This window comes from Streptomyces sp. NPDC050759, from assembly GCF_044456945.1.
In the GTDB taxonomy this organism is placed as follows: domain Bacteria; phylum Actinomycetota; class Actinomycetes; order Streptomycetales; family Streptomycetaceae; genus Streptomyces.
Window position 1 is genome coordinate 50398 of the sequence record NZ_JBITGI010000018.1, and the last position, 25037, is coordinate 75434.

The window sequence follows — 25037 nt, forward strand, 5'->3', positions numbered from 1 at the left end:
GGTCAGCGCACGGCAGCCTGCACATACGGAACCAGTCTCACCGGGCCGACCAGACCGTGGTCCTGGCGGGCGACCCCGCCGAACACCGTGGGCTGCGCGACCCTGAGCCGGTTGATGAGCGGGGTCGCCACCTCGATCTCCAGCGTGTTCGCACCGCGCCGCAGGAAGGGGCCGAGGTCGACGACGGGGTGGAGCCGGTCGGCCGCGGGCAGGCGCCTGCCGTTGACGCTCACCCAGAAGGTGTCGCTGACCTGCCCCAGCTCCAACTCGGCGCCGTGGGACGACGTCCAGTCGGCCGGCAGGGTGACCGTGGTGCGGTACCGGCCGATGCCCGCGGAGTCGGCCAGCTCGGGGATCTGCGACCAGGGCCGCAGCGTCTCGAGGGTGAGGCTGCGCCGGACGTGTGCGGTCCGGGTGGCGTCCGGGCCCGGGTACCAGTCCTCGACGTCCAGTTCCCAGCGGGCCGGTGTGATCGGCGCGGGCACGGCGGGGGTCCTGGTGGTGGCGGTGCGGCCCTGCGACAGGCGTGTGGTCCAGGTACCGGCGGTGCGGGCGCGCAGGGTCAGCCCTCGCTCGGTGAACAGCACCGCGTCGGCGTCGGTCGCCTCGGCGTGCGCACTGCTGCCTTGGCGGTCGCCGAACAGCCCCGGCCGCCCGAGGGCGACGATCATCGTCTGCCCCGGCTGGAGCGTGACCCGCAGGGTGATGTCGGCCCCGTCCTCGGTGTAGCGCGCGAGCCGGACCGCCTCGCCGGTCCAGGGATCGAGCAGATACGGCACGGTCCGACCGCCGTGGGTGCGGCGCAGGGTGACGTCGTGGTCGATCGCGGCCACGGGCGGCTTGACCGTCTCGGCGTGCTTGCCGTTGCACAGGTAGTAGAAGTCCGCGTCGGCGGTGACCCGGTGGGCGTTGAGGAGCGTGGACGCGGTGGCGTGCCGTACGTCGGCGCTCACCCCGAGCCCGGCGAGGGCGTCGCCGACCGCGGCCTTGTCGGTGACCCGGACGACGTGGCGCAGCGTGAGCAGCCGGGCGAGGAGGTCGCGCAGCCGGTCCGTCTCCCCCTGGTTGGGGACGCCGGGAGTCAGCGGCTGGTCGAAGGCGCCGAACAGGACCACGGGGAGTCCCGCCTCGGCCAGGGCGAGGATCTTACGGGCGTCCTCGACCGCAAGGGTGGGGGTGGAGCCGTAGAAGAAGTCGCCCTCGACGAACAGGGCCTTGTAGGCAGGGCCGTCGGGGGCGAGCCGGCCGTCCGAGACGGTGGCGGAGGGCAGGTCGAGGAGGTGTCCGCTGAGGAACTGATGGGTCCAGCCGAGCGGGACGCCCGTCGCCGTGAACCAGGAGGCGCCGATTCCGGTGGCGGTGTAGCCGGTCTGCCGGAACACGGCGACGTCCGCTCTGGCGGTACCGGTCTGCAGCACCTCGTGGACGCGGCCCAGGTATCCGGAGATGTCCTGGACGTGCCGCCAGGTGGGCTGGCGCGGGCCCCAGGATTCGCCGTAACCGGCGGTGCCGTTGTACGGGCTGAAGGCGGCGAATCCCGGCCAGTTCACCCCGGGGGCGGTGGCGTAGGAGAAGCCGTGCACGACGGTCTGGTTGACGCCGGCGGCGTAGGCGCCGCCCATGGTGCGCAGGAAGCGGTCCCAGGTCGTGCTGTACGCGGATCCGTTGTAGGCGCCCGCCTCGCAGGACAGGACTCGCCGCCCGGCCATGTCCCGGCCCCCGGCCAGGCAGCGGTAGTCGTCCAGGTTCTTGAAACCGAGGGACTCCCCCTCGGGGATGTCGAGGAGCGCGGCCGAGGCGATGGCGTCCGTCTGGAGGCCGTACGGCTGCGAGCGCAGGGTCATGCCGAGGGTGTGCGCCCAGTCCCGCAGGGCCGTGAGGTGGTTGCGGTTGAAGAGGCCGGAGACGGTCTCCCAGAAGTCGTGGCGAATCTGGCGGGTGAACTGGGCCTCGAAGGCGAAGACCTGGTTGCTGTTGTCCAGGACGAGGGCGGGCAGGTACGGCAGCAGGGGCCGTCCGGTGTGCTTCTCGAAGGCCTCGGGCAGCAGGGGTGTCCAGGTCAGGCCGTCGGTCTCCAGCTCCACGGAGTCCTCGAAGAAGGAGCCGCCCGCGGCGCGCAGCAGGCGCCGCACGGAGGGGGTGAGCAGGTGGTCCTGCCAGTAGGAGGTGACTGCGGTGGTGCCGGCCGGGCTGAAGTGGTCGACGGCGTAGGCGGCCGGGGCGGAGTGGGGGCCGGACTCGGGCTGCTGGCCCGAACCGCGCACCCAGTAGGAGATGAGCACCCAGTCCCCGCCCTCGGGCGCGGTCCAGGTCAGCACGCCGTTGGTGACGGTCGCGGTGAGGTCCTGGACGCTGTCCGGGTCGAGTCCGGTCTCCTTGCGGGTCGAGTGGGCGGGCTCGACCCGGGCGGCCTGGACGGCGAGGAGCTGTTGACGGGTCACTCCCGCGGCCGCGGCGTGGACGGGCGGCGGGACGGGTCCCTGGTAGGTGCTCCCACCTGTCAACGAGGCACGGCCGTAGGCGAGTTCCTTGGCAGCGGCATCGTCGTCGGGCGTGAGGCCGGGGACGGCCACGGGCCAGCTGGGGCCGAGGGTGAGGTCGACGGTGAGACCCCATCTCGCCGCGCGGCGCAGCGCGGCCTCGACGCCGTCCCGCCAGGGTCTGCTCCCCCAGCCGCGGTGTGCGGCGTCCAGGACCGACTTGTCCTTGATGCTGTGGTGGACGGCGGCGATCTCCACACCGCCGAAGCCCGCGTCCGCGATCTGGTCGATCTCGCGGGCGATCTCGTCCGGGTCCACGAGACCGTCCGGCCACCACCAGCGGAACCGGGGCCGTACGGAGCGGGCGGGGGCCGCGAACCAGTCGGGCGCCGTTCCCGTCCCCGCCACCGCTGACGAGGCCCCCGCCCCCAGGGCCAGGGCGGCGCCCGCGGTCAGTCCGGCGGCCAGGACCGCGCGTCGGGAGATGCCGTCGTGCTGCGGGTCGGCTTCATGCATGTGGGCGCCCCAAACGGTTGAATCGTTTCAATCACTGGCAAACGCCGGAACGCTAAGCCGCTGCTCCGGCCGAGGTCAAGAGGCGTGCGATGCGAGAGCCGCGGCGAGCGCGTCCAAGTGGTCGGCGACAGGACCGGCGGTCAGCAACCCGCTTGCGGCGCCCGCGAGTTCGCCCCTGGCGGGTTCTAGCGCACGCTGGGCGCGCCGCATCAGCGGACGGTCGCCCGCCTGGATCGCCGCGCGGGCGAGGAGGCTCCACAGGGCCTCGTACAGGAGGTCCCCGGGCGGGGAAGGCACGGAAGCCAACAGGCGTACGGCGTCCCGATCGCGCCCTTCGGCGAGCAGCAACGGGGGGCGCACCCACGGCTCGTAGGGGCCCCAGTCGGTGTGCGGGTCGGCGGTGACGGGGAGGCCGTGGTGCAGCCGCAGGCACAGCAGGGCGAGGGGCAGCAACCCCCGCTCCAGGCCGGGCATTCCGGCGCCCTCGAGGGACTTGGCGGCGGCCCGGTACGCGGACTCGCCGAGTTGCGGGGGCTCTGTCGTCGCGGTGCGCAGGGCGCGGTACCACGTGGTGAAGACGGCGACGAGGGGCAGTTCGTGCCGTTCGGCGAGTGCGTCGGCGGCGGTCGCGTGCCGGTCGGCCGCCGTGAAGTCGGCGGTGGCGCAGTGCGCTTGGAGCCGGATCAGCCGGCCGAGGACCTCGTAGGTGAACAGGCCGTGCCGAGCGGCCACTTCGGTGATCTCTGCACCGATCGTGTCCCGCCGGGCGGCGAGTCCGGCGCGTTCGAACGTCTGCATGAACAGGCCATTGAGGGCGAAGACGAGCAGGTTGGCGTCTTCGAGTCGGCGTGCGTTCTCCACGGCCTGGTGGGCCGCCTGGAGGGCGCGCGTTCCCTTGGGGAGCGTGCCGCGGGACTCGACCGCCACGGTGGCCAGGAGTCGCACCCTTGCCGCCTCGGACGCGCCCGGCGGCAGGAGGAGCAGGGTGCGTTCCGCCGCACCCACCAGCCGGTCGGCCTGCGCGGGGTCGTCGGAACGGGTCCAGACGGCGGGGACGTCGTAGACGCCGATGACCCGTGCCGTCAGCTCCGGATCGCCCAGCTGCTCCGCCGCCGCCACGGCCGCCGCGCGGTGCCGCCGCGCCGCTTCCAGGCCACCGCCCCCGGTGACGGCGAGGTCGCGCATCAACCCGGCGGTGGACTCAAGACGGGTGCGGGCCCGCGGCGGGACCATGCTCGCGTACGACGCGGAGGCCTGCGCCCAGACCTGCGCGGCCGGATCCGAGGGGCCCGGGTCCAGATGGTCGGCGTGCCGCAGGATGTCCTGCTCGGTGCGGCTCAGCCGCGGGCCGGGCTCCACCCCGAGGTGCTCGCGCAGCAGCTGTCGGGCGCGCCGCAGGACGGACAGGGCGTCGGCCTGGCGTCCGCAGCGGTACAGCGCGAGGGCGAGCAGCTGCCAGGCGTCCTCCCGCCAGGGGTGCTCGGCCACATGGGCGTCGAGGTCCGCTGCCGCGTCGGCCGCGGCGCCGAGGGCGAGCCGGCCCTCGGCCCGGCGTTCGACGGCGGTCAGCCGGAGCTCGGCGAGCCGGGAGCGTTCTGCGCGCGCCCAGCGCTCCTCGGCGAAGTCGGCGTAGGCGGGTCCGCGCCACAGCTCCAGCGCCTCGGTCAGCCGGGGCACCGCCTGCACGGGAGGCAGGTCCGCCGCGGCGGCCACGGCGTGCTCGAACCGCCGGGCGTCGACGTGGGCGGGGTCGGCGCGCAGCGCGTAGCCGGGGCCTTCGGTGACGAGGAGGCGGGACGGGGTCCGGCGGGGCCGCTCGGGTTCCAGAGCGCGCCGCAGCCCGGCGACGAAGGTCCGGACGGTGCCCACGGCATCCGCGGGCGGGTCCCCCTCCCAGAGGTCCTCCACCAGACGGGGAACGGGCACGACCCCGCGGCGGGCGATGAGGAGGCGGGCCAGCACCGCACGATGCCTCGGGCCCTTCAGGGCGATCGGCTCCCCGGTCTCGTCCCAGGCCGCCACCGACCCCAGGACTCCGAACTCGACCACACGCACGTACCTCAACGTACACGCGTTCATTCGTTGCTCATTCGCTCCCCGGACCCTGGGGTCATCGGCGCCCCGGGCCCGGACACCGATGCCTCCCACTCGCCGTACGACCGAAGAGAGCCCCGCCGTGAGAGCCACCATCGCCGGATTCCAGTACCAGCGCGTGTCCGTCGCCGAGGACGTGTCCCTCCATGTGGCCGTGGGAGGGACCGGCACGCCCGTGGTCCTGCTGCACGGCTTCCCGCAGACCCACCTGATGTGGCGCCATGTCGCGGCGGACCTGGCGGCCGACCACACGGTGATCTGCCCCGACTTGCGCGGGTACGGCGACAGCGACAAGCCGCGCGAGGACGGCCCCGACACCTACTCCAAGCGGACCATGGCGAACGACATCGTCACCCTCGCGCGCCGGCTGGGGCACCCCCGGTTCGCGCTGGCCGGGCACGACCGGGGCGCACTGGTCGCCTTCCGGGCGGGCCTCGATCATCCGGACGCGGTCTCCCACCTGGCCTGTCTGGACATCCTGCCGACCCTCGACATGTGGGACGCCCTGCACGGCACGTCGGCGGCGGTCGCCTTCCACCTCTACCTCATGGCCCAGCCGCCCGGTCTCGCCGAGCGGATGATCTCCGCGAGCGCGGACGCGTTCTTCGGCCACTTCCTCGACGCGTGGGCGAACCGCCCCGACACGATCCCGGCTCAGGTCCGTGCGGAGTACCTGCGGGCCTGCCGCGAGGCGGTGCCGTCGATCGTCGCCGACTACCGCGCGTCCGCGGGCATCGACGTCGAGCACGACGAGGCCGACCGGGCCGCGGAGAACCGGCTGGGCATGCCGGTGACCGTGCTCCAGCAGGACTGGGGAGCCGCGCTCGGCTACGACGCCACCGCCCTGTGGGAGGCCTGGGCCGACGACCTACGTCATACGACCGTCTCCTGCGGCCACTTCATGGCGGAGGAAGCACCGACGGACGTGGCGAAGGCCTTGCGGGAGCTCACTCTTCGGGGAGAGTGACCGTTGCCTCCACATACCCCTCCCCCGTATCGTCCGGGACAGGCGACACGGACGGAGGGACACCATGGACGTGGAAGGGTTCACCGAGGACGGATACGGCCAAGTGCGCCGCGTCTTAGAGGAGTTGGTGGACGAGGGTATGGAGACCGGGGCCGGCGTCTCGGTCTGGCGTGACGGCCGTGAAGTGGTGCGGCTGAACGCCGGCTGGGCCGACGCCGGGCGCAGCCGCCCGTGGCGCGACGACACCCTCGTCATGCCGTACTCCCTGTCCAAGTCCTTCGTCACGCTGACCGCGCTGACGGCCGTGCGCGACGGCGCCCTGGCGCTGGACGAGCCGATCGCCACGTACTGGAAGGCGTACGGACTCCACGGCAAGGAGCGGACCACCCTGCGCCAGGTGCTCACCCACCGGGCGGGCCAGCCCCGCTTCCCCGCCGCGGCCGCGGCTCTCGACCCGCTGGACGACGCCGGGTTGCGGCAGAGTCTGGAGCGGGCGGCACCGGAGTACGTCCCCGGCACCGGCCTCGGGGAGCACGCGCTGACCTACGGCCATCTGGTCGACGGGGTCCTGCGGGCCGCCGCAGGGACGACTCTGGGGGAGCTCTTCCACGAGGTGGTGCGGCCCGCGCTCGGTCTCGACGCCTGGTTCGGCGTGCCGGACGACTCGCTGGAGCGGGTCGCCGACCTCGAGTACGCGCGGCCCGACTGGCCCGAACAGCTGCATGCCAGGCCGTGGTTGGAGACACCCGACGGCGTTCTGGACCCGGCCCGGACGAACACCCGGGCGTGGCGGCGGTCGGTGTTCGGGGCCACGAACCTCCAGACGACGGCGAGTTCGACGGCGGAGTTCTTCTCGCGCCTGACCAGCGAGGACGGGCCGGTGCGCGGACTCCTGGGCCCCGAGCTGCACGCCGAGCTCCTCGCCCCCCAAGTCACCGGCTACGACGAGGTCTTCGGCACCAGGCTCACCTGGACGCTGGGCTTCGTCCGCGACAAGGGGAAGATCGCCAAGGGCGGGATCGGCGGGTCCGCGGCCTGGTGGTCGCTGCGGCACGGGCACGCCTGCGCCTATCTCACCCGCCGGCTGGACGACCACGTCCGGGCCGCGCGGATCGCCGCGGCCCTCGGGGACGACCTCACCGTGGTGGGCGAGGACTGAGCGGCAGCTCGGCCGTCCGCAGATGCCAGCGGCCGCCCGCGGGGGGGCGACCCGGACACCATCGACAAGCGCACCGCCCTGTTCGTCCTGATGATGGCGCTGAGCGTGCTCTTCGGGATCTGCGCGGTCCTGCTGGGCCGCGGACCGGCCCCCGCCTGGCGCGACTTGGACGCTCGACCGCGGCCGCCGTGGCCTTCGTCGCCGCGGTGGCGATGGCGATGGTCGCCCGGCTCGCCCGGCTCGCCCGGCGATGACAGCCCGGAGGGTTTTCCGGCCACCGTGTCGGCGTCCAGGCCATGCTGTGGGCGGGATCCGGGCTGCTCTTCGCCGGTCGGTGTGGGTTCTGCCGGGGGGCCGGGGGCTCTGGAGCGGCGCGCCGGGCGGAACCTACGACGTGCCCTGCAGCTGCCGTATGGTCCCGCCGAGCTTGTTCCTGGCCTGTTTCAGGTGTTCCGCCTTGGCGCTGACCACCCAGCGCGGGCCCACGAGGTACGTGCCCCCGTAGACACTGGCCGCGTCGAGCCACGCCTCCTTGTACTTCTCCGCGGGAAAGGTGGTGATGCGGTAGTCGGCCTGCCCGGAGTGGCAGAGCCCCTCACGCAGTTCGTCGGCCTCGATACGGATCTCGGCCTTGCAGCCGGCCAGTCCGGCGATCACCTCGATCCTGGCCGGGGCCACGATGCCGGCCGCGGGCGCGGTGGAACTCCTCGATGGCCGCGGGGACTTGGCGGTGTCGTCCTCACCTCCGCCGCAGGCCGTGATCAGCGCGAGACTCCCGACGAGGGTGCCCAGCCGTAACACGGTGGTCCGATGGTTGCGTCCTCGTCGCGGCACGAGCCTCTCCGTATCCGGTCGGTGTACGACTGCACCCTGGGGTACGGAAGATCGGCTACGCCTGTTCAGTGCGGGACTGCAACGCGATGTCCGCGCAGGATGGAAGAGCCGGACACCCGTCTGTCCGGCCCTTCCGCACCTACCGGGTCAGCCGCCGTTCAGCCGGGCGCGCAGCAGCCCCTTGCCGATCTCGGCGCCCTTGCGGCTGTCCGCCTGGGCCTTGCGGAACAGGTCGGCGACCTCGGTGTCCTTGTCACGCTCCGCGTCCTGGATGTAGCTCTCCAGTCGCAGCGCGTTGCTCAGGCACGCCTCGACATACCAGATGAGGTTGTAGTCCTTGTCCGGCGTGCCGGTCGCGCCGCCGGTCTCCGTGCTGCTGGTCATTCGGGCCTCCTCCAGCGGTAGTCGTTCCGGAGGGCACGAGTACCCGTCGTGCGCAGGTCAGTCCCCATCGGTGCCGGAAAACCGAACCGGCGTCGACGGCATGGGCGACGGCCGGCGGGAATCGCGCGGAAACACGTCACAGGGGGCGCGACCGGTCCCCCGTTCCGGTCGTTCCCCCTGCGGTGCGTCGAACTTACGTGACCTGCGCATCCTTGTGAATCGCGTCGATGCCCGCTGTGCGCGGCACAGGGCTCACCGGTGCACAGGTGCGTCCGGATGGCCCGGATCGTCCCGGAGCAGGACGGGGTGTTCGAGTTCGCCGGTCACCAGATGGGCCAGAACGACCTCGTAGAGGTCGCTGCCGGAGGCGATCAGACTGCGTTCGAGAACCGGCTCGGCGCTGCGGACGTGTTCGCGCACGGTCTGCGCGTGGACGGCCAGTGTCTGTGCGGCCCGCTCCGCGTTGCCGCCCGCGGCGATCCAGCTGCGCAGGGTGCGGCGCAGGTCGCGGGCGTCGCCGTCCAGCCGTCCCAGCAGTTCCCGCGCCCAGGTCCGCAGCGCGGGTCCGGCCAGCAGGTCGCCCAGCCGGGTGCGGGCCTGCGGGGTGACGCCGTGATCGCCCTGTCCGTCCGCGAGGCTGACCTGGGTGCTCAGAGCCAGGTGGACGGTCGCGCGGACGGTGAGGTCGGTGAAATCGGCCCGCAGCAGGGACTCGACGCGCTCCATACGGGCCCGGACGGTGTTGCGGCTGACGCCGAGGACCTTGGCCGCGCTCACGGCGGTGAACTCCAGTCCGAGGCGGGTCGTGGCGAGCAGTTCGGCGCGCGTGTGGTGCGGCAGGGTGTCGAGCGGGCGCAGCAGCCGGGCGGTCCACTCGCGCAGCGCTACCGGGTCCATCAACCGTTCGGGGTGGTTGCGCTCGGCGTACACGGCCGCCTTGTCCGGCCGGACCCGCGCGACGGCGAGGGCGCTGACCGCCTGCCCGTAGGCGGTGGCGGTGTGGGCGAGGTTCTGCGGGGGGCTGCCGCCGAGCAGGGTGCCGGGGTTCCGGTCGACGAGTGAGCGCAGGGCCTCGCCCGCCGTGTCTGCGGTGGTCACGATGATCACGTGCTCGTCCATGGCCGGGCAGCGCACCACGAGTGCGCGGTCCCCGATCACGCCCAGGCACTCTTCCACGAGCCGGTCCCGTTCCGCGGCGTCCCCCTCGAGGACGTAGACGCACGCCGTCTCGGTGTCGAGCAGGCCGGGCCAGAGTCCTGCAGCGACGCGACGGGCGGAGACGGTGTCCTCCACCATGAGCAGCTGGAGGATGGCCAGGCGCAGATCGGACGTGGCCCGCTTCAGGCGCCGCCCGGCCGCGGTCGTCTCCCGGGCGCGCAGCAGAAGTTCGAGGACCTGGGCGGTGTGGGTGAGGATGTCGGAGGCGCGCCGGTCGAAGGGGTCCGGGCGGGCCACCGCGAGCACTCCGGCGGACGTCCGGTTCGGCTGCTCGATCCGGACCAGGCGCAGGTGGCCGTCCTCGCCGGCCGAGGCGGCGGAGGCGATGCGTCCGGCGAGGATGTCGGCGACCAGACCCTGGTCCAGCGGGATGCGTGTTCCGGCGACGAGGGTTCCGGTGTGGTCCTGGAGCGAGGCCGTGCCGTGCAGAGTCTGCGCGAGCCAGGTGACGATCCGGCGAAGGTCACGTCCCGTCGGCCGCAGATGGTCGAGGAGTTCCTGCGCCCAGGTCGGGCTTCCGGCGTCCGCCGCCCGGCTCCGACCGAGCCCGCCCTCCTGACCTGCCACGTCACCCTTCTCCTCGCCCCTTGCGTCCCGCACGGCATACCGCTCGGGACGTTACCTCACCTGCGGCGGGCGGGAGACGTCCGTGCGCCCCCTGCAGGGTGAGCGATGTGCAAGAAGCGAAGCCTTGCGACCCAGCAGGGACCGGACCGCATCGGCCTCGCCGGAAACCGGAGAACCCGGCCGCGTCACCGAACCGTCCGGACGCGCAATGCGGTCGTGGACCAGGCGAGGGCCGGGGAGAGGCGGCCCGGCGCGGGCCATGCGTTGATGACGGCGAGTAGTTCGACGTACCGGTCCCTGCGTGGATCGTGGGCGGTTTCCAGGCGGTTCAGCAGGTGGTGGCGCAGGGTGGTGTCGTCGGGGCGGTCCAGGGTGCGGGCGCAGTGTGCGCAGAATGCGGTGACGACGGGATCGGCCTCGGGCGACTCCGGCGCGATCCCCGCCTCGAGAGCGGGCTCCGCGTGTGCTCGGACCAGGGCCACGACGTCCGGGCGCGGCGGCGTGGCGGCGTCGAAGCGGTAGGCCCCGGCCGTGCGACGCAGGCCGGCCCGGAAGTCCGGGTCGAGGGTGAGTTCGGCCAGCTCGACCCAGGCCTGCAGTTGCTCCTCTGTGGGCCGGTCGGGGAGTTCCGGCGTCATGGAGCGGCGGACCCCCTCGCTGCCCGGGGCCTCGAACACGGCGTCGAGGAAGTCGTCGACGAGGCGTCGGCGTTCGGTCTCGGACAGTCGGGCCAGTTCGTGCATGCGATGTGCCTCCTCGGGCGTGGGCCTTCGTCGTGCCACGGCGGTCAGGACCGCGCGCCTCAGCCGCAGGACGGCGATCTGGGCGTCCAGTGCCGCGGCATGCTGTGCGGCGACCTCGTCCAGGGCCAGCTCACGGTCGAGGATCTGCCGGATCGCGTCGAGGCCGACACCCAGCTCGCGCAGCGTCCGTACGAAGGCGAGCCGGGCGACGGCCTCGGTGCCGTAGCGGCGGTAGCCGGCGGGGGTGCGGTCGGCGGGGGTCACGATGCCGTGGTCGGAGTAGAAACGGATCGTCTTCACCGTCAGCCCGGTCTGCCGGGCAAGTTCACCGATCGAGTAAAGGGTGCCGCCGTCGTCCATGGCCTCATCCTGCGGTCTCCCTCTGGGGGAGACTCAACCCGGCCGCTCGTGCCCGCCCAGGCGTTCGGTCGTCAGAGCGCACACGCGGCGGCCACAGACGGCACCCATGTGCCTGCGTCGCCGCCGTCGGGCGACGGCATAAGCTCGGCGGATGGCGAAGTACTTCGACGTTCACCCCGACAACCCGCAGCCCCGCACCATCTCCCAGATCGCCGAGAGCATCCGCTCGGACGCGCTGATCGCGTATCCGACGGACTCCTGCTACGCGCTCGGGTGCCGGCTGGGCAGCCGTGACGGCATCGACCGGATCCGGACCATCCGGCATCTGGACGACCGGCACCACTTCACCCTGGTCTGCCAGGACTTCGCGCAGCTCGGCCAGTTCGTGCGGGTCGACAAGGACGTGTTCCGTGCGATCAAGGCGTCGACGCCCGGCAGTTACACCTTCATCCTCCCGGCGACGAAGGAGGTGCCGCGGATGCTCCAGCACCCGAAGAAGAAGACGGTCGGCGTGCGCATCCCCGACCATGTCGTCACCCACGCGCTGCTCGCCGAACTCGGGGAGCCGCTGCTGTCGAGCACCCTGCTCCTGCCCGACGAGGAGGAGCCGATGACCCAGGGCTGGGAGATCAAGGACCGCCTCGACCATGTGCTGGACGCTGTCGTCGACTCCGGGGACTGCGGCACCGAACCGACGACGGTGATCGACTTCTCCGGCGGCGAGGCCGAGATCGTGCGGCATGGCGCGGGTGACACCAGCCGGTTCGAGTAAAGCGGCCCTCAAGTGGGAGGGGGCCGCGACGGCCAGTTGGATGGTGCGCGCAACCATTTGCCCCGGCCCGGTTCCGCCGGGTCGGCGACCTGCTCACCGTCGCCCGCGCAGAGAGGCACCCTCATGACCTCCGTACAGGGAACCGCCGTCGACATCCCCACCGAGGACGGCGTCGCCGACGCCCATCTGGCTCACCCGGGCGATGGCGTGCCCAGGCCGGCCGTCCTGCTCTTCCAGGACGCCTTCGGGCTGCGCCCCCAGCTGAAGTCGACGGCCGACCGGCTCGCCGGGGCCGGCTACACGGTTCTCGTGCCGAACCTGTTCTACCGTCGCGGGCGCGCGCCGGTCTTCGAACTGCCCGAGTTCATCGACCCAGGCGCGCGGCCGGAGATCTTCAAGAAGATCATGCCGGTGGTGCACGCGCTCACGCCCGAGCTCGCGATGCGGGACGCCGGGGCGTATCTGCGTTGGCTGGCCGACCGCCCCGAGGTCGCCGACGGCCCGGTCGCCCTCACCGGCTACTGCATGGGCGCACGGCTGTCCCTGCTCACCGCCGGCACCTACCCGGACCGGGTGGCCGCGGCGGCCGGTTTCCACGGCGGGCGCCTGGCGACCGAGGCTCCGGACAGCCCGCACCTGGTGGCCGGGCACATCACCGCCGAGCTGTACTTCGGCCACGCCGACCAGGACCCGTCGCTGCCTCCTGAGCAGATCGAGCGCCTCGCCGCCGCACTGACCGACGCCGGAGTCCGCCACCGGTGCGAGGTCTACGACGGCGCCCCGCACGGTTTCACCCAGGCCGACACCGCCTCGTACCACCGCGAGGGCGACGAGCGGCACTGGGCGGCGCTGCTCGATCTGCTCAAGCGCACGTTCTAGGACGGGCGCCGTACGGGGTGGCCGGTCGGTTCGTGCGTCGGTCCGACGTCCAAGTGGCGCCGCAGGAAGCGCACTTGCCGGTCCAGCAGCTGCCCCGTGAGCGCCGAGCCGATCGGCTGGTGGCCGGTGCCCGGCAGGAGCAGGAGTTCGTGCGGGAGTCTCGCGGCCCGTAACGCCTCCGAGAGGCGGAGGGTGTTGACGGCCGGGACATTGGTGTCGGTCAGGCCGTGGATCAGCAGCAGCGGACGCGTCAGGCGCGGCGCGTCGAGGAGCAGGTTGCAGGCGTCGTACCGCTGCGGGAACGCGTCGGGGTGACCGAGGAACCGCTCGCGCCAATGGGCGTTGTAGAGCCGCTGGTCGGCGACGCCCGCACCGGCCACGGCGGCGTGGAAGACGTCGGGGCGGCGCAGCACGGCCAGGGCGGCGAGTGCCCCGCCGAAGGACCAGCCACGGACGGCGACCCGGCCGAGATCGAGGTCGGGATGCCGGCGCGCGGCCTCGTGCAGGGCGGTGACCTGGTCGTCGAGGACGGGCCCGAACAGGTCGCCGTACACCTCGCGCTCCCAGTCGGGCCCCCGGCCCGGTGTACCGCGGCCGTCGGTCGTGAGCACCGCGAATCCCTGCTCGGCGAACCACTGCGACAGCAGGACCCGCCAGTCCAGTTCCGCGGTGACGCGCTGGAGGCCCGCGCCGCCGTACGAGTCGACGAGCACCGGCAGCGGGCCACCGCCCCGGCGGTACCAGGACGGGAAATGGAGCCGGGCGGCCAGCCCTCGGGGTCCGAGGACGAGACGCTGTGCGTGGAGGCCGAGGACCGGGCGTTCGGCGTACGACAGCACGGCGACCGCCGGTCGGCCTGCGCGCAGCACCTCGGCCCGCCCGCCGGGTCGCTCGGCGTCACGGGTGACCCGGACCAGGGTGCCGCCGCGGAAGGCGCCGGAGTGGACGCCGGGCCCGGAACTCAGCTGTCGGAGGCCGGACTTGAGGCCGTAGCTCCACAGGTGGGTCTCCGTGGGCTCACCGGAGGCCGTGAACAGGACCTCGTCGCCGTCGGTGCCGAGCACGGCCCGCAACTGAAGTCCCCTGGGTGTCACGGGAGTTCCGTCCAGGGTGAGGTGTCGGGTGCCCCGCAGGTCCCGGTGGGCGAGGAGAGTTCCGGAGCCCGTACGCGCAGGCAGCCCGGGAACGAGCTGCACCCAGCACGGGTCGCGCTGCTCGTCCAGGACGGTCGTCCGCCCGTCGCCCGGGTCGATACCGAGGAACCGTACGGTGTGCTGGTCACGGGACTGTACGACGGCCCAGGGTCCGTGTGGGTCCCAGCCGGCTCCCACGACGTACTCGAAGGCCGTTCGGCTCCAACTCACCGGTACCGGTGGGCCGTCGAGTGCGGAGAGGCACAGGGTGACGTCCGGGTTGGGGGTTCCGGCCAGGGCGGTGCGGGTCGCCGGAGGCCCGTCCGGCTCGACGGTCGGCCAGGGTCGGACGTTGGTGAAGTCGCTCCGGGCGTACAGCAGTTGAGCGCCGTCCGGGGACCACCAGTGCCCGCGGGTGCCGTCGAGGGAGGTGGCGCCCGTGTGTACGGCGGTTCCGAACTCCACGCGGGGGACTTCCGGTTCGGCCACCGCATGATCCCCGGAACCGTTCGCCTCCGCCACGCGCAGGGCGCCGTGCGACACGTAGGCGAGGTGACGGCCGGTCGGATCGGGCCGGGGGTCCGCGACCGGGCCGACCGCGGGCAGTCGGCGAGGCTCCCCCCTGCCCACGTCCAGCTTCCAGAGCCCGCCGGCCAGGGCGAAGGCGACGACACCGGCCGCCGCGTCGGTGCCGTACGCCTCGATGCCGGCCGCTCGCGGCGAGCGCCCGTTCGCGAGCAGCCGGACGGGGTCGGCCAGCAGTCTCTCCCGCCCCGAGCCGACGTCCAGCGCCCAGAGACAGGCGGCCGGATCGTCACCCGTGCGCCCACGAAGGAACAGGACGGTTCCTCCGTCGGACGAGACGGTGAACCGCTCCGGGACACCTCGCGTGAAGCGGCAGGTGCGGACGAGTTGTGCGGGGAAGGTGGTGGGCACCATGCGGGGGTTCCTTCCACCACCCCCAAGACTCAAACGTGTGTTCGATAGAATGGCGGCCCGCTACCTCAATCATCACTTTGTGTTACCGTCTAACGTTTGCGCGCGCTCATGACTTCCTGCCGGGCCTTCCTCGGTACGTCTCCTCTGCGGAAGGCTCTGCATGAACCACCCGGACCACCACGGCACCGCCTCCTTCGCCGAGATGGCACTACCGCCCCAGGTGCTGCGCACCCTCACCGAACACGGCGTGCGCGAGCCCTTCCCGATCCAGGCGGCCACCCTGCCCGACGCCCTCGCGGGACGTGACGTCCTGGGGCGCGGGCGCACCGGATCCGGCAAGACGCTCGCCTTCGGCCTGCCGCTGCTCGTCCGGACGGCCGGGCAGCGCGCGGAGGCGAAGCAGCCTCTCGCGCTGGTCCTGGTGCCCACCCGGGAGCTGGCCCAGCAGGTCACCGAGGCGCTCGCGCCGTACGCCGACGCACTCCGGCTGCGGATGGCCGCGGTCGTCGGCGGCATGTCGATCGGCCGGCAGACCGCCGCGCTGCGGGACGGGGCCGAAGTCGTCGTCGCCACCCCCGGTCGGCTGCACGACCTCATCGAACGCAAGGCCTGCCGCCTGGGACGGGTACGGATCACCGTCCTCGACGAGGCCGACCAGATGTGCGACATGGGCTTCCTGCCGCAGGTCACCGAAGTGCTCGACCAGGTGCGTCCCGAGGGCCAGCGGATGCTCTTCTCGGCCACCCTGGACCGCGACGTCGACCAGTTGGTCAGCCGCTACCTCAACGACCCCGTCGTGCACTCGGTCGACCCGTCCGCCGGCGCCGTCTCGACGAGCGATCACCATGTCCTGGTCGTCCACGGCCCCGACCGGTACGCCGTCACCACGGAGATCGCCGCCCGTGACGGCCGTGTGCTGCTGTTCCTCGACACCAAGCACGCCGTCGACCAGCTCACCCGGCATCTGCGGGCCGGCGGAGTGCACGCCGCGGCCCTGCACAGCGGCAAGTCCCAGCCGCAGCGCACCCGTACCCTCGCGCAGTTCAAGGACGGCCAGGTCACCGTCCTGGTCGCCACCAACGTCGCGGCCCGGGGCCTGCACATCGACGACCTCGACCTCGTCGTCAACGTCGATCCGCCGACCGACCCCAAGGACTATCTGCACCGCGCGGGGCGTACCGCCCGGGCGGGCGAGTCCGGAAAGGTCGTCACCCTGGTGCTGTCGGGACAGCGCCGCGAGACGAGCCGGGTGATGGCCGAGGCCGGCATCGAGCCGACCGTCACCAAGGTGCGCTCGGGCGAGGCGGAGCTGAGCCGGATCACCGGGGCCAAGGCCCCCTCGGGCACCCCGCTCGACCGGGGACCCGCCGTACCGCGGCCCAAGAACACCAACGCCCCCTTCCGCGGCCTCGGCACCAGCAAGGACGCCTCCCGCGGCACCGGCGGCAAGTCCCGCAAGGCCGGCGAGGCCCGCAAGCTCGCCGAGGCCCGGAGGGCGGCCCAGGTGCGTCGCGGCGGCTGAACGCCGTGGCCCAGTAGCCGTACGTCCCTGCTCCAACGGCAGCTCCGAACCGGCATGCGAAGAGTAGGTGCCGGAGGAACGGTCACGCTGCGTTCCCTGCCCGTGAGCATGCCCGGCATCGGCGCGACGGCCCCGTTCACCAGCAGGCGGGCGCCGGGCCGGGCCGCCTCCCTGTGGGCGGCCACGATGCGGCCGCCTCCTCGTCAGGGCGCCCGTCTACGGCAACCTGGTCTCGTCGGCGGCGGACATGTCCTGGGTGCCGATGACGGACAGCAGTTCCAGCTGGGCGGCACCCTCGGTGCCGGGCGGGGCGCTGAACCACAGCAGGCGCTGGCGTCCGTCCTCGCTGAACAGGGTGTGGCAGTCGACTTCGACGACTCCCAGGGTGGGGTGGACGATGCGTTTGTGGTCGGTCCGCCGCAGAGCGACGTCGTGGGTGTCCCACAGGGTGGCGAACTCCGCGCTGCGCCGCAGCAGATCGGCCACCATCCCGGCGACTTCCGTGTCGCGGCCGCGCCGGGCGGCGACTGCCCGGAGGTCGGCGACGAAGGCCCGGGAGTGCTGTGCGTGATCCTCGGCGGGATACACGGCGCGGGAGACGGGGTCGGTGAACCAGCGGTGGACGAAGCTTCCGGCCACCCCCCGGCGCGTGGGAGCACGGCCGACCAGCGCGGCGGCGAGTTCGTTCTGGACGAGGGTCTCGTGCAGGTCGGTGATGATCTGCGCGGGCGTCGTGGTGAGCCGGTCGAGAAGGCCGAGCAGGGCCGGCTGGGCATGAGCGTTCGAGCCGCGGGCCACCGTGGGGACGGGCCGGTCGGCGAGGTGGAAGAGATGGTCGCGTTCGTCTCCGCCGAGCCGCAGCGCCCGTGCGAGCGCGGCCAGCACCTGCGCGGAGGGCTGTACGTCGCCTCCGCGCTCGAGTTCGGTGTAGTAGTCCGCCGACAGGCCGGCCAGCTGCGCGACCTCCTCACGCCGCAGGCCGGGGACCCGGCGCCGGGGACCGGTGGGCAGTCCTACGTCGGAAGGCCGCACACGGTCGCGCCGGGATCTCAGGAACGCGGCGAGCTCGGCAAGGTTCATCGGGCCATCATCACGCGGGACGCGGAGGCGGAGCCAGGGGATGCCGACCCCAGGGTGGACGCAGGCATGGCTGTGCGTCCGGCGGCGGGCGAGGGTGGTGCGCGGCGGCGGGCCGGCTCAATGGTTTCGGTCTGTACATTCGCCACCCGCAGATACACCCCGCAGACACAGATGGAGCAGCGCATGCCGTTCGCGAACTTCAAGGTCCCCGCCGGCACCCTCACCGAGGAGCAGAAGGAACAGATCGTCACCCGCACCACCGAGCTCTACGTGGACATCTACGGCGAACGTGCCCGCGCCACGACCCTCGTTCTCGTCGAGGAGGTCACCGACGGCGGCTGGGGCATCGGCGGCAACGTCCTGACTCTCGCCGAACTCCGGCGCACGGCGGGAAGCTGACCGCTCAGCCGTGAGGGGCGGACCGGTCGACGGTCTCGGTGGTACCCCTCCCACCGGCCGTACCCGCCTCCCCCCTCCCCCGCGCGGCCCCCACCACCAGTCGCCGGATGTCCGCCAGATCGGCCTCGAACTCCGCGGTGAGGTCCACGGGAAGGTCCAGCCAGGGCCCCAGCCTGCTGTGGCCGGGGAGTTCGCTGTCCGGGAGTTGGCCGCGGCGGCTGCGTGGGTCGAGGGCACCGGGCGCGAAGCGGCCCGAGGCCTCGGAGGTGGCAAAACCGATGACGAAGGTGCTGATCAGCCGCTCCAGGCGGGGCACCTCCGGGTCCGGGACCCCGGCCTCGAGCAGGGCCAGATAGATGATGTCCACCGCGCGCACGGCGTCCGGTGTGACGGCGGGGCGCGAGAAGAGCAGGTGCGCCGCCCAGGGATGACGCTGGGCCACCTTCCGGCACGCGTGCGCGAGGGTGTTGAGCCGTTCGTCCCAGGCCTGCTCCTCCACCGTGTCCGACGGCAGCAGCGCGGACAGCAGACGTCCGACCATGCCGTCCAGCAGCGCCGCCTTGTCCTTGACGTGCCGGTACAGCGCCATCGGCGTGACACCGACGCGGTCGGCCAGCGCACGCATCGACAGCGCCTCCAGGCCGCGCTCGTCGGCGATGTCCAGTGCCGCGTCCAGAATCTCTTCCCGCCTGCCACCCATGGGTCTACAGTGTAGACGTATACGCCGTAGACATGAGGGGGAAGGATGGAGGGGGAACGATGCTCGTAGCGAGCGGATTGGTGAAGTGTCATGGCCGTTGCCGCGCGCTCGACGGATTCGATCTGACGGTCGAGCCCGGCGAGATAGTCGGCCTGATCGGCCACAACGGGGCAGGCAAGACCACCTTCGTGGAGATCGTCACCGGTCTCCTGCGTCCCGACGCGGGCCGGCTCCGCATCGGGCCGTACGACGCGTTGACCGAAGGGCGGGCCGCGCGACGGCTCATCGGGGTGGCTCCCCAGGAGCTGGCCCTGTACGGCAGCGTCACGGTGCGGGAGAACCTGGCTGTTCGCCGGCCTCGCGGGGCTGCGCGGACGGCGCCGGGAGGCGGGGATCGCGCGGGTCCTCGAGGAGCTTCAGCTGTCGGCGCTCGCCGACCGGCCGGTGGGTGTGCTGTCCGGCGGGCAGCGCCGCCGGGTCCAGGCGGCCACCGCGATGGTCGGCTCTCCGCCGCTTCTGCTGCTGGACGAGCCGACCGCCGGGGCCGATCCGGAGACGCGCTCGGCACTGCTGGCCGCCGTCAGGGCGCGCGCCGAGACGGGTGTCGCCGTGGTCTACACGACCCACTACCTCCCCGAACTCGTCGACCTGGACGCCACCTTGGCGCTCGCGAGGGCGGGCCGGGTCATCGCGCGCGGCACCCAGGAGGAGCTCACCCGCCACCTGCCAGGCGAGCTGCGGGTCACCTTCGCCGACCCGGCGGAACCCGAGCTGCGGATGCCGACCGCGGATCCCGGTGCCGACCTGGCCGCCCTGCTCGCCTCCGGCCGTACGCCCGCCTCCGTCGACGTACACCGCCCCGGCCTGGACGACCTCTACCACTCCCTGGAAACCGCAGCGCGCGAGGGGACGCAGGCCCATGACGCCGCCGCGTGAGTCCGCCACCCGCCTCGGTGTCCTCGTACGCCACAACGCGCTGCTGATGCTGCGCGAACCCGGCCCGCTGCTGAGCCGGATGATCCTTCCGCTGGTCTTCATGATCCTGTTGCGTCCGCTCTACCTGTCCGCGCAGGGCAGCACGGCCGGTACGGAACAAGCTGTCGTCGGCACGCTGGTCACCTTCTCGCTGCTCGCGCTCAGCATCTCCGGCAACGCGATCCTCACCGAGCGGCTGGGCCGTACCTGGGACCGGCTGCGCGGCACACCGCTGCATCCGGCGGAGCTGCTCCTCGGCAAGGCCGTCCCGGTCCTCACCGCCCTGCTCGCCCAGCAGCTCCTGATCGTCGGCTTCGGAGTGGGCGTGTTCGGGCTGCGGGTCCCGCATCCGTTCCTGCTACTGGGGGTCCTGCTCAGCTGGAGCTGCACGCTTCTCTCGCTCGGGGCGATGCTCGGCGTGCTGGTCCGCACCATGGGCGAGCTCTCGGCGGCCTACGACATCGGCGGCATGCTCCTCAGCAGCGTCGGCGGCGCACTCGTCCCGCTCAGCGTCCTGCCGGCCTGGGTGACCGACGTGGCTCCACTCTCCCCCGGCTACTGGGCCGCCCACGGCCTGCGCGCCGCTCTCGCGGGTGACGCCCGCACCGCGGCGGTGGCCTGCGGCACGCTCCTCGGCGTGGCCGTGGTCTGCGCCACCCTGGCCACGGTCCGGCTTCAGGGCCGCAGCGGGCGGGTGGTGGCGCTCTAGGCGGGCACGTTCGCCACGGCTCCGCGTCGGGCGCAAGCTGGAGAGGTGGCCCGTGTCCGGCGCGATCCGCCGCAGGACGCGGCTCCCGCCGGAGGCGTACCCCCTGCCCGGCAGGTGGCAGGAGCGGTGGGGAGGATCGAGACGAGTGACACCACAGCGATGACTTCCGTGGCCGCGCAGGGTCTCTCTCCTACAAGGCTCCCGCAGAACGGATGTGATGACCGTGCCGAACGGTTCCGCCCACGCCAAGGTCAACGGCCTGGAGATGTACTACGAGACCCACGGCGACGCCCCGGACGGCAGCCGTCCGCTGGTGCTGCTGCACGGTGGCGCCCAGACGGTCGGTCTGGCCTTCTCCGCCGTGCTGCCCGCCCTGGCCGCCGACCGGCATGTCGTCGCTCCCGAGCTGCAGGGGCACGGCCACACCGCCGACACCGACCGCGCGCTGACAGTGCCGGATCTGGCCTCGGACGTGGTGTCGCTGCTCGACCAACTGGGTATCCAGCAGGCCGACTTCCTCGGGTTCAGCCTGGGCGGGCTGACCGCGCTGGAGGTCGCCGTCAGGCACCCGGAGCGCGTCGGACGGCTCGCGCTCGCCGCCACCATGTACACCCAGGACGGGGTCCACGAGGAGGTCCGCGTCCCGGACTACAGCTCGCCCCGGCTGCCCAGCCAGGCCGACTTCCAGGAGATGGCCGACACCTACGCGGCCGTCGCACCCGACCCCGAGCACTTCCAGGACTTCCTCGCCAAGGTCTCGGCGGGGGCGCACGCACCGCTGCCCTGGACCGCCGACGACCTGCGCGGACTGCGGGTGCCCACGCTGCTGCTCGTCGGTGACAGCGACTTCGTACGGGTGGAACACGCGGCGGAGATGCAACGCCTGATCCCCGACGCGCAGTTGGCCGTCCTGCCGGCCACCACGCACATGTCCCTCATGCGGCGGACCTCTCTGCTGCTGCCGCTGCTGGGTGAGTTCTTCGCGTGACCGGACCGGCACAGGGGCCCGGGGGGGGTGGGATGTAGGCAGAACAGGCCTACGCGAAGCCGCCGTTGCTCTTCAGCAGCTGCCCGTTGATCCACTGGCCCTCCGGTGAGCACAGGAAGTCCACCAGGTGGGCGGTGTCCTGCGGGGTCCCGAGGCGGCCGAGCGGGGTGGCAGTGAGGCAGTGCGCGCGGAGCTCCTCGGTCATCCAACCGGTGTCGACGGGGCCGGGGTTGACGACGTTGGCGGTCACGCCGAGGTGGGCGAGTTCATGGGCGGCGGCCAGCGTGATGCGGTCCATGGCACCCTTGCTCGCCCCGTAGGGCAGGTTGCCGACGGTGTGGTCGCTCGTGAGGCTGACGATCCGGCCGGTGCCCTTCTCCGCGGTGAAGCGGCGGCCGAACTCCCGGATGAGCAGCCAGGTCGCGCGCGTGTTGACGGCGAAGTGCCGGTCGAAGCTCTCCACAGTGGTGTCGAGCAGGCCGGAGTCGACCGACTCGCAGTGGCTCATCACCAGCGCGGTGACGGGGCCCAGCCGCCGCTGCACCTCGTCGAAGACCCGGGCCGGTGTGTCGGGGTCGGCGAGGTCCGCCTCGATGGCGGCGGTCGCCGCGCCCCGCTCGGACAGACCGGCCTCGATCACCTCGGTCGCGCCGGGCTCGGTGCCCCAGGCCATGCGGGCGTCGTACGGGTTCCAGTAGGTGAAGGCGATGTCCCAACCCGAGCCCGCCAGCCGCTGCGCGATACCGGCGCCGATACCGACGGTGCGGCCCACGCCGGTGATCAGGGCGAGGGGGCGGGCGGCAGAGAGAGGTCCTGTTGTCACGGGACGGGATCGTTCACGAGCGACCCCCGGAGCGGCAAGCGCTTTTCCCGACCGCAGAGGCGTCCCAGCTACCGGTCGAGGACCTGATATTCACTCAACTCTGGCACAGCAGAAGCCCCCGAGAGGCCGCTTGGCTGAAACCCGCCTCATTGTGACTTAAGTTCAACCGCGCTATTCGAGAGTTCTCCGCTTACCACCGGTAATGCCTTGCTTTACCGGATCGCCTGCCGTAACCCTTCGACGACAACCAGCCAAGGCTCTGGGGGGAGTTGGCTTATGGAAGGCACGATTGACGGGTTCCGCTATGGTGCGGTGACCCCGGTGGCCGCCTATTTAATGGCGTGCCTGGGAGGGGCCCTGGGGCTGCGCTGTATCGTGCGCACCCTGCTCAGTGATCAGTCGTGGAAGGCCGGCTGGCTGGCACTCGGTGCCGCCTCGATCGGCTGCGGCATCTGGACGATGCACTTCATCGCGATGATCGGTTTCCAGGTCGTGGAGACCCGGATCCGCTACAACGCCGGACTCACGGTCCTCAGTCTCGCCGTGGCCATCGTCGTCGTGGGCATCGGCGTGTTCATCGTCGGCTATCGCGGCGCCAGCACCCTGAACCTGGCCTTCGCGGGTGTGATCACCGGGCTCGGCGTGGCGGCCATGCACTACCTCGGTATGGCGGCGCTGCACCTCAACGGGACGATCCGGTACGACGTCACCGCCGTCGCGCTCTCCGTGGTCATCGCGATCGTCGCGGCGACCGCGGCCCTGTGGGCGGCCGTCACGATCCGGGGTTTCCTGACGAGCCTCGGGGCCAGCCTGATCATGGGCGTCGCCGTGACGGGGATGCACTACACGGGCATGTCCGCGGTCAGTGTCCATGTGCACAGCAGTACCGGCGGCTCGTGGGCGGGTGACTCGCCCACCTCGCTGCTGCTGCCCATGCTCCTGGGACCGGTGATCTTTCTGCTGCTGGCCGGAGTGGTGGTCATGTTCGACCCGCTCCTGGTGCTCGGCGACGGCGACTGGAACCGCTCGTCCGCCTCGACGGAGAGCACCGCACCGCAGCCCGACACGCTCTTCGAGAACCAGGAGGACCGCGTGGTCCACGCCCGCGCGCCGCAGGATCCGCAGTGGGCCGCACCGCACAGCCCGCACAGGTGAGAGTCGCCCCCCTTCCTGGCCGGTTCTAGATCGTTGTTACGGTGCACCGGTGTCTGACTCCTCACGCGATACCGCCGAAGGCGCCGGCTGGGGCTCCGCCCAACTCGGCGAGTACCGGCGGCTGATGCCGTCCAAGGTCGAGAAGATCTCGTGGCTGAACCCGAAGACGTTGTGGGCCGCCCGCAACGGCGTGGTCGCCTCCTGGTTCGGGGACCCGACGGGCCGTACCCGAAGCCGCTGGGTGGCCCAGCGCGCGGCGGCCGGTGCACCCGCCGACAAGGTGATCCGGCGCGAGGACCCCGAACGGTTCTCGTTCATGGTCATCGGCGACACCGGCGAGGGCGACGATCCCCAATACGCGGTCGTGCCAGGCTTTCTGAAGGTCAGTCAGGACACCCGGTTCGCGGTCGTCGCCAGTGACGTGATCTACCCGGTGGGCAGCGCGGACGACTACGGCACCAAGTTCTTCCGTCCGTACCAGGACTATCCGGCGCCGATCTACGCGATACCCGGCAACCACGACTGGTACGAGGACCTCGGCGCCTTCATGCGCGTCTTCTGCGACGACGCCCCGCCCCTCGATCCCGAGCCCGCGCCGCGCCTGCTGACCCGCGCTTGGTTGCGCTCCCTGCTGTGGCACCGACCGCGCGCCGATGACGGCCAACGCCTCGACGAGGCACGCCGTTTGCGTGCGGCACCGGCTCAACAGACCGTCCAGCCGGGTCCGTACTGGGCCGTCGACGCCGGCCCGCTCCGCATCATCGGCATAGATACCGGGCTGCTCGGCACCATCGACGCCGAACAGGGTGCCTGGCTGCGCGAGGTCTCGCAGGGCCCGCGACCGAAGATCCTCATCACGGGCTCTCCGCTGTACGTGGACGGCGAGCACCACCCCTGCGCCATCGAGGGCGGCGGCACGGTCGACGACATCGTGCGCGCCCCGGAACACCACTACGTCACGGCGATAGGCGGCGACATCCACAACTACCAGCGTTACCCGGTCGACGTGGACGGCCGCACCATCCAGTACGTCGTCTCGGGCGGCGGCGGCGCGTTCATGCACGCCACCCACACCATCCCGCGCATCTCGATCGCGAACGTCACCGAGAAGGACTTCCGCTGCTATCCCCTGCGCGGCGACTCCCTGGCCTTCTACAGCAGGCTCTACGGCCGCCGGCTGCACCTGCGCCGCTTCTTCACCCTCACCGAGGCCGAGGCCACCGCGGTGATCGCCGAGCGGCTCGGCATCCCGCCCACCCGCCTCCCGGGCGAGCCGGCGCGCGTCACCTTCCGTACCCGCCTGGTCGCCAGCCTCCTGGGCGCGGGCGGCCGCCCGGACCGCACCTCGCGGTTCCGCCTTCCGGTGCGCAAGATCTACACGCAGCTGTTCTCGCCCAGCTCGGCGACGTACAGCCCGCCGTTCTTCAAGTGCTTCCTGCGCCTGGACGTCACTCCGGAGGCGGTGCGTCTGCGCTGTTTCGCGGCCACCGGCAACCTCGCCCAGGAGATCGATCCACCGGTCGAGGACGAGGTGACCATTCCCTTGCCCCGGTCTTGACCCGAAGGGCCCGGCGATCGGGAACATCATGCGGGACGGGCGGGTTGGCACTGCCGTACTACTTGATACATCAAACAACGTCA

The 25037-nt window shown here is 72.1% G+C and carries 21 protein-coding genes and 1 pseudogene; 12 read left to right on the plus strand and 10 right to left on the minus strand.

Going from position 1 to position 25037, the window contains the following annotated elements; all coding sequences use genetic code 11:
* Positions 1-2: 2 nt before the first annotated feature.
* Together ACIBJB_RS38245 and ACIBJB_RS38250 are read right to left on the minus strand one after the other, a co-directional pair.
* A complete protein-coding gene (locus tag ACIBJB_RS38245) occupies positions 3-2996 on the minus strand; it encodes a glycosyl hydrolase (protein ID WP_398937933.1) in 2994 nt (997 codons plus the stop codon).
* Between the two features lie 75 nt (positions 2997-3071).
* On the minus strand, positions 3072-5051 hold the full coding sequence (locus ACIBJB_RS38250) for a BTAD domain-containing putative transcriptional regulator (RefSeq protein ID WP_398937935.1): 1980 nt from the start codon (positions 5049-5051) through the stop codon (positions 3072-3074).
* A gap of 121 nt (positions 5052-5172) precedes the next feature.
* Here ACIBJB_RS38250 and ACIBJB_RS38255 point away from each other — a divergent pair, with 121 nt between their 5' ends.
* Both ACIBJB_RS38255 and ACIBJB_RS38260 read left to right on the plus strand, forming a co-directional pair.
* Positions 5173-6057 carry an alpha/beta fold hydrolase gene (locus ACIBJB_RS38255; protein WP_398937937.1) on the plus strand — a complete coding sequence of 295 codons (885 nt, stop codon included), beginning with the start codon at positions 5173-5175 and terminating at the stop codon, positions 6055-6057.
* A 64-nt stretch (positions 6058-6121) separates the two neighbouring features.
* On the plus strand, positions 6122-7216 hold the full coding sequence (locus ACIBJB_RS38260; RefSeq protein WP_398937939.1) for a serine hydrolase domain-containing protein: 1095 nt from the start codon (positions 6122-6124) through the stop codon (positions 7214-7216).
* 387 nt (positions 7217-7603) lie between these two features.
* On the opposite strand, the gene ACIBJB_RS38265 is transcribed toward ACIBJB_RS38260, so the two are convergent.
* The 4 genes from ACIBJB_RS38265 to ACIBJB_RS38280 form a co-directional block, all read right to left on the minus strand.
* On the minus strand, positions 7604-8050 hold the full coding sequence (locus ACIBJB_RS38265; RefSeq protein ID WP_398937941.1) for a hypothetical protein: 447 nt from the start codon (positions 8048-8050) through the stop codon (positions 7604-7606).
* A 147-nt stretch (positions 8051-8197) separates the two neighbouring features.
* Positions 8198-8434 carry a hypothetical protein gene (locus ACIBJB_RS38270; RefSeq protein ID WP_059209764.1) on the minus strand — a complete coding sequence of 79 codons (237 nt, stop codon included), beginning with the start codon at positions 8432-8434 and terminating at the stop codon, positions 8198-8200.
* Positions 8435-8686: 252 nt separating this feature from the next.
* The gene (locus ACIBJB_RS38275) at positions 8687-10219 is read right to left on the minus strand and encodes a helix-turn-helix domain-containing protein (protein WP_398937943.1); all 1533 of its coding nucleotides are present in this window, start codon (positions 10217-10219) and stop codon (positions 8687-8689) included.
* A gap of 185 nt (positions 10220-10404) precedes the next feature.
* Positions 10405-11322: a MerR family transcriptional regulator gene (locus ACIBJB_RS38280; protein ID WP_398937945.1), complete on the minus strand. Its 918-nt coding sequence runs from the start codon at positions 11320-11322 to the stop codon at positions 10405-10407.
* Between the two features lie 151 nt (positions 11323-11473).
* Between ACIBJB_RS38280 and ACIBJB_RS38285 the strand changes: the two genes are divergently transcribed.
* Together ACIBJB_RS38285 and ACIBJB_RS38290 are read left to right on the plus strand one after the other, a co-directional pair.
* A complete protein-coding gene (locus tag ACIBJB_RS38285) occupies positions 11474-12094 on the plus strand; it encodes an L-threonylcarbamoyladenylate synthase (protein ID WP_398937947.1) in 621 nt (206 codons plus the stop codon).
* Positions 12095-12217: 123 nt separating this feature from the next.
* Positions 12218-12973, plus strand: a complete 756-nt coding sequence (locus tag ACIBJB_RS38290; protein ID WP_398937949.1) for a dienelactone hydrolase family protein — start codon at positions 12218-12220, stop codon at positions 12971-12973.
* Here the strand turns inward: ACIBJB_RS38290 and ACIBJB_RS38295 are convergent.
* Positions 12970-15045 (minus strand): prolyl oligopeptidase family serine peptidase, encoded by a 2076-nt coding sequence (locus ACIBJB_RS38295; protein ID WP_398937951.1) that lies wholly within the window; start codon positions 15043-15045, stop codon positions 12970-12972. The genes ACIBJB_RS38290 and ACIBJB_RS38295 overlap by 4 nt on opposite strands.
* 160 nt (positions 15046-15205) lie before the next feature.
* Here ACIBJB_RS38295 and ACIBJB_RS38300 point away from each other — a divergent pair, with 160 nt between their 5' ends.
* Positions 15206-16567 (plus strand): DEAD/DEAH box helicase, encoded by a 1362-nt coding sequence (locus ACIBJB_RS38300; protein WP_398937953.1) that lies wholly within the window; start codon positions 15206-15208, stop codon positions 16565-16567.
* Between the two features lie 216 nt (positions 16568-16783).
* Here ACIBJB_RS38300 and ACIBJB_RS38305 read toward each other — a convergent pair whose 3' ends face one another.
* Positions 16784-17647, minus strand: coding sequence for a helix-turn-helix transcriptional regulator (locus ACIBJB_RS38305; RefSeq protein ID WP_398937955.1), 864 nt, complete (start codon positions 17645-17647; stop codon positions 16784-16786).
* 183 nt (positions 17648-17830) lie between these two features.
* Here ACIBJB_RS38305 and ACIBJB_RS38310 point away from each other — a divergent pair, with 183 nt between their 5' ends.
* Positions 17831-18046 carry a 4-oxalocrotonate tautomerase family protein gene (locus ACIBJB_RS38310; protein ID WP_398937957.1) on the plus strand — a complete coding sequence of 72 codons (216 nt, stop codon included), beginning with the start codon at positions 17831-17833 and terminating at the stop codon, positions 18044-18046.
* A gap of 4 nt (positions 18047-18050) precedes the next feature.
* On the opposite strand, the gene ACIBJB_RS38315 is transcribed toward ACIBJB_RS38310, so the two are convergent.
* Positions 18051-18746, minus strand: coding sequence for a TetR/AcrR family transcriptional regulator (locus ACIBJB_RS38315; RefSeq protein ID WP_398937959.1), 696 nt, complete (start codon positions 18744-18746; stop codon positions 18051-18053).
* A gap of 59 nt (positions 18747-18805) precedes the next feature.
* Here ACIBJB_RS38315 and ACIBJB_RS38320 point away from each other — a divergent pair.
* The 4 genes and pseudogenes from ACIBJB_RS38320 to ACIBJB_RS38335 all read left to right on the plus strand — a co-directional run.
* Positions 18806-19051, plus strand: a pseudogene (locus ACIBJB_RS38320) (ATP-binding cassette domain-containing protein); the annotation flags it as partial.
* A 115-nt stretch (positions 19052-19166) separates the two neighbouring features.
* A complete protein-coding gene (locus tag ACIBJB_RS38325) occupies positions 19167-19682 on the plus strand; it encodes an ATP-binding cassette domain-containing protein (RefSeq protein ID WP_398938214.1) in 516 nt (171 codons plus the stop codon).
* Entirely contained in the window at positions 19666-20430 is a 765-nt protein-coding gene (locus ACIBJB_RS38330) for an ABC transporter permease (protein ID WP_398937961.1), read from the plus strand. Before ACIBJB_RS38325 ends, ACIBJB_RS38330 begins: the two co-directional genes overlap by 17 nt.
* A gap of 217 nt (positions 20431-20647) precedes the next feature.
* A complete protein-coding gene (locus ACIBJB_RS38335) occupies positions 20648-21418 on the plus strand; it encodes an alpha/beta fold hydrolase (RefSeq protein ID WP_398937963.1) in 771 nt (256 codons plus the stop codon).
* A gap of 49 nt (positions 21419-21467) precedes the next feature.
* Here ACIBJB_RS38335 and ACIBJB_RS38340 read toward each other — a convergent pair whose 3' ends face one another.
* Positions 21468-22241: an SDR family oxidoreductase gene (locus tag ACIBJB_RS38340; protein WP_398937965.1), complete on the minus strand. Its 774-nt coding sequence runs from the start codon at positions 22239-22241 to the stop codon at positions 21468-21470.
* A 276-nt stretch (positions 22242-22517) separates the two neighbouring features.
* Between ACIBJB_RS38340 and ACIBJB_RS38345 the strand changes: the two genes are divergently transcribed.
* The gene (locus ACIBJB_RS38345; protein WP_398937967.1) at positions 22518-23396 is read left to right on the plus strand and encodes an MHYT domain-containing protein; all 879 of its coding nucleotides are present in this window, start codon (positions 22518-22520) and stop codon (positions 23394-23396) included.
* Between the two features lie 49 nt (positions 23397-23445).
* Positions 23446-24954 carry a metallophosphoesterase family protein gene (locus tag ACIBJB_RS38350; protein WP_398937969.1) on the plus strand — a complete coding sequence of 503 codons (1509 nt, stop codon included), beginning with the start codon at positions 23446-23448 and terminating at the stop codon, positions 24952-24954.
* The last annotated feature ends 83 nt before the right edge of the window (positions 24955-25037 follow it).

What these genes read in the sequence shown, in the direction of transcription:
- ACIBJB_RS38300 (WP_398937953.1), top strand. Translation starts at nt 15,206, where the DNA reads ATGAACCACCCGGACCACCACGGCACCGCCTCCTTCGCCGAGATGGCA.
- ACIBJB_RS38285 (WP_398937947.1), top strand. Translation starts at nt 11,474, where the DNA reads ATGGCGAAGTACTTCGACGTTCACCCCGACAACCCGCAGCCCCGCACC.
- ACIBJB_RS38245 (WP_398937933.1), bottom strand. Translation starts at nt 2,996, where the DNA reads ATGCATGAAGCCGACCCGCAGCACGACGGCATCTCCCGACGCGCGGTC.
- ACIBJB_RS38295 (WP_398937951.1), bottom strand. Translation starts at nt 15,045, where the DNA reads ATGGTGCCCACCACCTTCCCCGCACAACTCGTCCGCACCTGCCGCTTC.
- ACIBJB_RS38315 (WP_398937959.1), bottom strand. Translation starts at nt 18,746, where the DNA reads ATGGGTGGCAGGCGGGAAGAGATTCTGGACGCGGCACTGGACATCGCC.
- ACIBJB_RS38305 (WP_398937955.1), bottom strand. Translation starts at nt 17,647, where the DNA reads ATGAACCTTGCCGAGCTCGCCGCGTTCCTGAGATCCCGGCGCGACCGT.
- ACIBJB_RS38310 (WP_398937957.1), top strand. Translation starts at nt 17,831, where the DNA reads ATGCCGTTCGCGAACTTCAAGGTCCCCGCCGGCACCCTCACCGAGGAG.
- ACIBJB_RS38270 (WP_059209764.1), bottom strand. Translation starts at nt 8,434, where the DNA reads ATGACCAGCAGCACGGAGACCGGCGGCGCGACCGGCACGCCGGACAAG.
- ACIBJB_RS38260 (WP_398937939.1), top strand. Translation starts at nt 6,122, where the DNA reads ATGGACGTGGAAGGGTTCACCGAGGACGGATACGGCCAAGTGCGCCGC.
- ACIBJB_RS38290 (WP_398937949.1), top strand. Translation starts at nt 12,218, where the DNA reads ATGACCTCCGTACAGGGAACCGCCGTCGACATCCCCACCGAGGACGGC.
- ACIBJB_RS38335 (WP_398937963.1), top strand. Translation starts at nt 20,648, where the DNA reads ATGACCGTGCCGAACGGTTCCGCCCACGCCAAGGTCAACGGCCTGGAG.
- ACIBJB_RS38330 (WP_398937961.1), top strand. Translation starts at nt 19,666, where the DNA reads ATGACGCCGCCGCGTGAGTCCGCCACCCGCCTCGGTGTCCTCGTACGC.
- ACIBJB_RS38280 (WP_398937945.1), bottom strand. Translation starts at nt 11,322, where the DNA reads ATGGACGACGGCGGCACCCTTTACTCGATCGGTGAACTTGCCCGGCAG.
- ACIBJB_RS38345 (WP_398937967.1), top strand. Translation starts at nt 22,518, where the DNA reads ATGGAAGGCACGATTGACGGGTTCCGCTATGGTGCGGTGACCCCGGTG.